Below are 4,439 nucleotides of genomic sequence, written 5' to 3'. Positions count from 1 at the left end.
TCAGGTCGAGGGCCAGTGGCTCCCAAGCACACCACCACTGGCTCTCTTCCGCACGATCGGTGGCTCTGAAACGCAAGATTGGGTGGCTCTCAAGGCATCAAATACTCACACCGACTCTACGGCGTTCGCCGCACGCAATGTCTCGATGATGAAGTTGCGCTCCTCATCCGTACGGTCCGCAATTTTGTGTGTGATTTGGAATGTGAACAGGGACAGCCCTACGCTCCGGTCGTAGGTGCCGGCGCCCACCCAATCCACTGCCAGGCCACCAGGCAGCTTCCACCCGTCCGGGCATTTCCAAAACCGGACGTGGTGTCGTTTGCGCGGGTTCCCGTCGATCTCACGTTGGAACGCGAGGTCCTGCTTGTTGCCGAACACGTAGAGCGAGCTCACCGGCGCTGCGGGGTAGCTGCGCCCCACAACCGTGGACGTAAGTGTGCGCCAGGCTGTGGCCGGGGAAATTGGGTCCGCCTCCACCCATCCGGCAGTCAACATGGCGTGCCGCAACTCCGCTTTGGGTCCCACCACGGCGAGGTTTACTGGATCGCCGAGTACGCCGTCGCCCGTCCGGGTCCGGCCGATGAAGTAGTCCGGGATGTACAGGCTGCTGAGGATCTTGTGGATGCGCGGCAGCAGCGCGTAGGCAAGGACCAGCCAAACCGGCAGGAACACCCACGCCTGCTCGGGTCCGCGTGAAGGCCGGGCGAGCAGGAAGTAGTAGACGGCCCAGCCCACGACGATTGTCACCACCAGATAGAGCAGCCGCTGCAGGACCGCCAGGACGGTGGCCCACCTGCTCTGGCGCCGCTCTCTGACGTCGCTGGCACGGGAGTGGTCAGGCTCCTCGGGGACCGCGCCGTTTTGGCGTACCCCGGAATTCACGGTGAGCTCCGGTTGAGTTGCATAGGAGTTTCTCTTCTCAAAACTCGATTCGGGCTCTTAGCTCGACTCTACAGTTTTGAGAACTATTTATAAGAACCACGGCCTGTGGCTGGCGATTGTCGTCACGACGGCGGTTTTCCGCCGAGGGACACCGCTTTGCGGCACCTCGTTGCACAACCAAGGATTCTCAAATGCACCTGTTCTCGAAATCCTTCCTTTGTGAGAACACCGGCCGTTGCCGGGGCTGTAGCGGTCATGGGGGAGCGATCTGGGCAGTCCGTCAAGGCCAGGCTGCCGGGGGAGGGCCGGTACCGAGCTGTAGGTCCGCCAAGTAATGATGGATCCATGACCATCGCAAAATCCGTTTTGCTCTTCGTTCTTGCCGCCGTTGCCGAAATAGGCGGTGCGTGGCTGGTGTGGCAGGCCGTCCGGGAAGACAAGGCATGGTGGTGGGCCGGGTTCGGGGTCGTCGCCCTTGGTATATACGGATTTGTCGCCACGCTTCAGCCTGACGCGCACTTCGGCCGCATCCTGGCCGCCTACGGTGGCGTGTTCGTCGCGGGGTCGCTGGCCTGGGGCATGGTTTTTGACGGTTTCCGTCCCGACCGGTGGGACGTCATCGGCTCCGTGGTCTGTCTGGCGGGGGTGGCTATCATCATGTTCGCGCCTCGGAGCGCCGGCTGACGACATATGCTGCCCACTGGTCAGTCGGGGCGGGGAGGCTTAGCTGCAATGCGTGGAGCTTGTCGCCTTCTATAAGGGCCACCTCATACCGAGAGCGCCGCAGGGTGCCGATGCGTCGGGGCGTGTATCCGGGGCTTGGAGGTCCTGAGGTCGAGGTCCCCCGTTACAGCTTCTGACGATGACATCATGGAATGCCGTTATCATCGTGTTATGACGATTGATTCTGTGGTTCCCACCGATCCGTGCGGGCAGCTCGATCCCGCGGCGGCGCTGTTCCATTCCCTCAGTGACCCGACCCGGCTGACCATTGTGAAGCGGATGGCCGCCGGCGAGGTGCGTGTCGGTGACCTCACCGGTGCGCTGGGCCTGGCCCAGTCGACCGTATCGGCCCATGTGGCGTGCCTGCGTGACTGTGGCCTGGTGGAGGGCCGGGTGCAGGGCCGCAGCGTGTACTACTCGCTGTCCCGTCCGGAGCTGATGGACATGCTCGCCCAGGCCGAGGTGCTGCTTGCCGCCACCGGCAGTGCGGTCAGCTTGTGCCCGAACTACGGCACCGGCAGCACGGGTGTGCCCCTGATGAAAGAGAACGAACGATGAGCGACGCCTGCGGCTGCAGCGACGAAAAGACCGGGACCGGCGAATCCGAAGAAGCGGAGGAGGCCGTTGGTTTCTGGCAGGTCAGCGAGGTCCGGGCGGCAGCGGTTTCGGGTGTACTGCTCCTGGTCGCGTGGGTTGCTTCGCTGACCGGAGGACCCCAGTGGCTGAGACTTCCCTCGGAGATCGGCGCGCTGCTGATCGCCGGCTGGACGTTCGTTCCCTCCACCCTGCGGCGCCTGGTAAAGGGCAAGATCGGGGTCGGGACGCTGATGACGATCGCCGCAGCGGGTGCGGTCGCCCTCGGGCAGTACGAGGAAGCGGCCATGCTGGCCTTCCTTTACGCCATCTCCGAAGGCCTCGAGGAGTACTCGATGGCGAAAACCCGCCGGGGCCTGCGAGCCCTGCTGGACCTTGTCCCGGCCGAGGCGACCGTCCTGCGCGGCGGGATAGAAATCACCGTCCCCCCGGCAGAACTCATACCCGGGGACCGAATGGTTGTCCGGCCGGGGGAGCGCCTGGCAACTGACGGCAGGATCATCACCGGCCGCACGTCCCTGGACACCTCGGCGCTCACCGGCGAATCCGTGCCGGTCGAGGCCGGGCCGGGAAGCGAGGTCTTTGCCGGGTCGATTAACGGCACCGGCCCGCTCGAGGTTGAAGTGACCAGCACAGCGGAGAACAACTCGCTGGCCAGGATCGTGCACATCGTGGAGGCCGAGCAGTCCCGCAAGGGACCGGGCCAGCGCCTGGCCGACTCGATCGCCAGCAAGCTCGTTCCGGGCCTCCTGATCTCCGCGGTCCTGATCATTGTCTTCGGCTTCATCGTCGGGGAACCGCTGCTGTGGTTTGAACGCGCCCTCGTCGTCCTGGTCGCCGCCTCGCCCTGCGCGCTGGCCATCTCCGTTCCCGTCACGGTGGTCGCTTCCGTGGGCGCGGCCAGCCGCATCGGCGTGCTCATCAAGGGCGGCGGCGCCCTGGAAACCCTCGGTAAAATCCGCACCATCGCACTGGACAAGACCGGAACGCTCACCCGCAACAAGCCCGCTGTGATCGAGGTCGCCGCGACCGGCACAGCCACCCGGGAACACGTACTGGCCCTCGCTGCCGGCCTGGAGGCCCGCAGCGAACATCCGCTCGCCCGCGCCATCCTCGCCGCCGCCGCGGACCGGGCGGCCGTCACCGATGTGGACACCATCCCCGGCGCCGGTTTGGAAGGAAGGCTTGAGGGCAGGACAGTCCGCCTCGGCCGCCCGGGCTGGATCAACGCCGGCCCGCTGGCCGCCGAAATCGAACGGATGCAGCACGCCGGCGCCACCGCCGTCCTGATCGAGGACGACGGCCAGGTCATCGGAGCGATCGCGGTCCGTGACGAGCTGCGACCCGAAGCCCGGGCAGTCATCGCCCGACTCACTGCCTCCGGCTACAACACCGCCATGCTCACCGGCGACAACCTCATCACCGCCACCGCGTTGGGCAAGGCCGCGGGCATCACCGAGGTGCACGCCGACCTTCGCCCTGAGGACAAAGCGGAGATCATCCGCACCCTCAAGGCCCGGCAGCCCACCGCCATGGTCGGCGACGGCGTCAACGACGCTCCGGCACTCGCAACCGCCGACACCGGCATCGCCATGGGCGCCATGGGCACCGACGTCGCCATCGAAACAGCTGACATCGCCCTGATGGGAGAGGACCTGAACCACCTGCCCCAGGTCCTGGACCACGCGCGCAGGACCCGGCGCATCATGCTCCAGAACGTGGGCATGTCCCTACTCCTGATCGCTGTACTGATCCCGCTCGCCCTGTTCGGCATGCTCGGCCTGGCCGCCGTGGTCCTCATCCACGAACTGGCCGAAATCGTCGTGATCGCCAACGGCGTCCGGGCAGGCCGGCTCCGTAGCAGGACAGCGTTGAACGCCACCGAACCCGCCCCCGCGCTGGAACCGACCGCGTGAGCGCCGAAGCCACTGTCCGGCCGGGCATACTTGCCCGGACGGCACGACGGTTCAGGACGGTGCTGTTGCTCTGGGCAGCCTTCCTGGCCGCGGCCGACCTGGTCGCCAAGGCCCTGGCCGAGGCCCTGCTTTCCACCGGCGCGACGACCGACCCGGGTCCCATCAACATCCGGCTGCTCTGATGTCCGCCTCCGAAGTGCTCAGCCGCACACTGCCTTAGCCTTGATCCACCGATGAGGCTTGGGTCGTCTCCGGCGTTTTAAACACGAAATGCCCATCTTTTCAGCGAAAATTGGACTTGCGACAGAACACTTTTTGCTGAAG

General features: G+C 65.6%; 5 protein-coding genes. 4 read left to right on the top strand and 1 reads right to left on the bottom strand.

The genetic code is table 11. From position 1 onward, the window contains the following. Positions 1-105 precede the first annotated feature (105 nt). Positions 106-882 (bottom strand): LssY C-terminal domain-containing protein, encoded by a 777-nt coding sequence (locus tag ACZYX4_RS17595; protein WP_463878388.1) that lies wholly within the window; start codon positions 880-882, stop codon positions 106-108. Positions 883-1,227: 345 nt separating this feature from the next. On the opposite strand from ACZYX4_RS17595, the gene ACZYX4_RS17590 reads away from it, so the two are divergent. From ACZYX4_RS17590 to ACZYX4_RS17575, 4 genes are all read left to right on the top strand, one after another. Beyond that, on the top strand, positions 1,228-1,566 hold the full coding sequence (locus ACZYX4_RS17590; protein WP_463878385.1) for a YnfA family protein: 339 nt from the start codon (positions 1,228-1,230) through the stop codon (positions 1,564-1,566). A gap of 210 nt (positions 1,567-1,776) precedes the next feature. Next, entirely contained in the window at positions 1,777-2,163 is a 387-nt protein-coding gene (locus ACZYX4_RS17585; RefSeq protein ID WP_463878382.1) for an ArsR/SmtB family transcription factor, read from the top strand. Further along, positions 2,160-4,115, top strand: coding sequence for a heavy metal translocating P-type ATPase (locus tag ACZYX4_RS17580; protein WP_463878380.1), 1,956 nt, complete (start codon positions 2,160-2,162; stop codon positions 4,113-4,115). Before ACZYX4_RS17585 ends, ACZYX4_RS17580 begins: the two co-directional genes overlap by 4 nt. Then, positions 4,112-4,297 (top strand): hypothetical protein, encoded by a 186-nt coding sequence (locus ACZYX4_RS17575; RefSeq protein ID WP_463878377.1) that lies wholly within the window; start codon positions 4,112-4,114, stop codon positions 4,295-4,297. The genes ACZYX4_RS17580 and ACZYX4_RS17575 overlap by 4 nt, the downstream gene beginning before the upstream one ends. The last annotated feature ends 142 nt before the right edge of the window (positions 4,298-4,439 follow it).

It is taken from the genome of Pseudarthrobacter leeuwenhoeki, from assembly GCF_055412885.1.
Note: the sequence above shows the minus strand (reverse complement) of the source record. Positions and strands in the feature narration are given on the sequence as shown.

Bases quoted from the DNA above. Each gene is read 5' to 3' on its own strand.
- ACZYX4_RS17590 (WP_463878385.1), top strand. From the start codon at position 1,228: ATGACCATCGCAAAATCCGTTTTGCTCTTCGTTCTTGCCGCCGTTGCC.
- ACZYX4_RS17585 (WP_463878382.1), top strand. From the start codon at position 1,777: ATGACGATTGATTCTGTGGTTCCCACCGATCCGTGCGGGCAGCTCGAT.
- ACZYX4_RS17580 (WP_463878380.1), top strand. From the start codon at position 2,160: ATGAGCGACGCCTGCGGCTGCAGCGACGAAAAGACCGGGACCGGCGAA.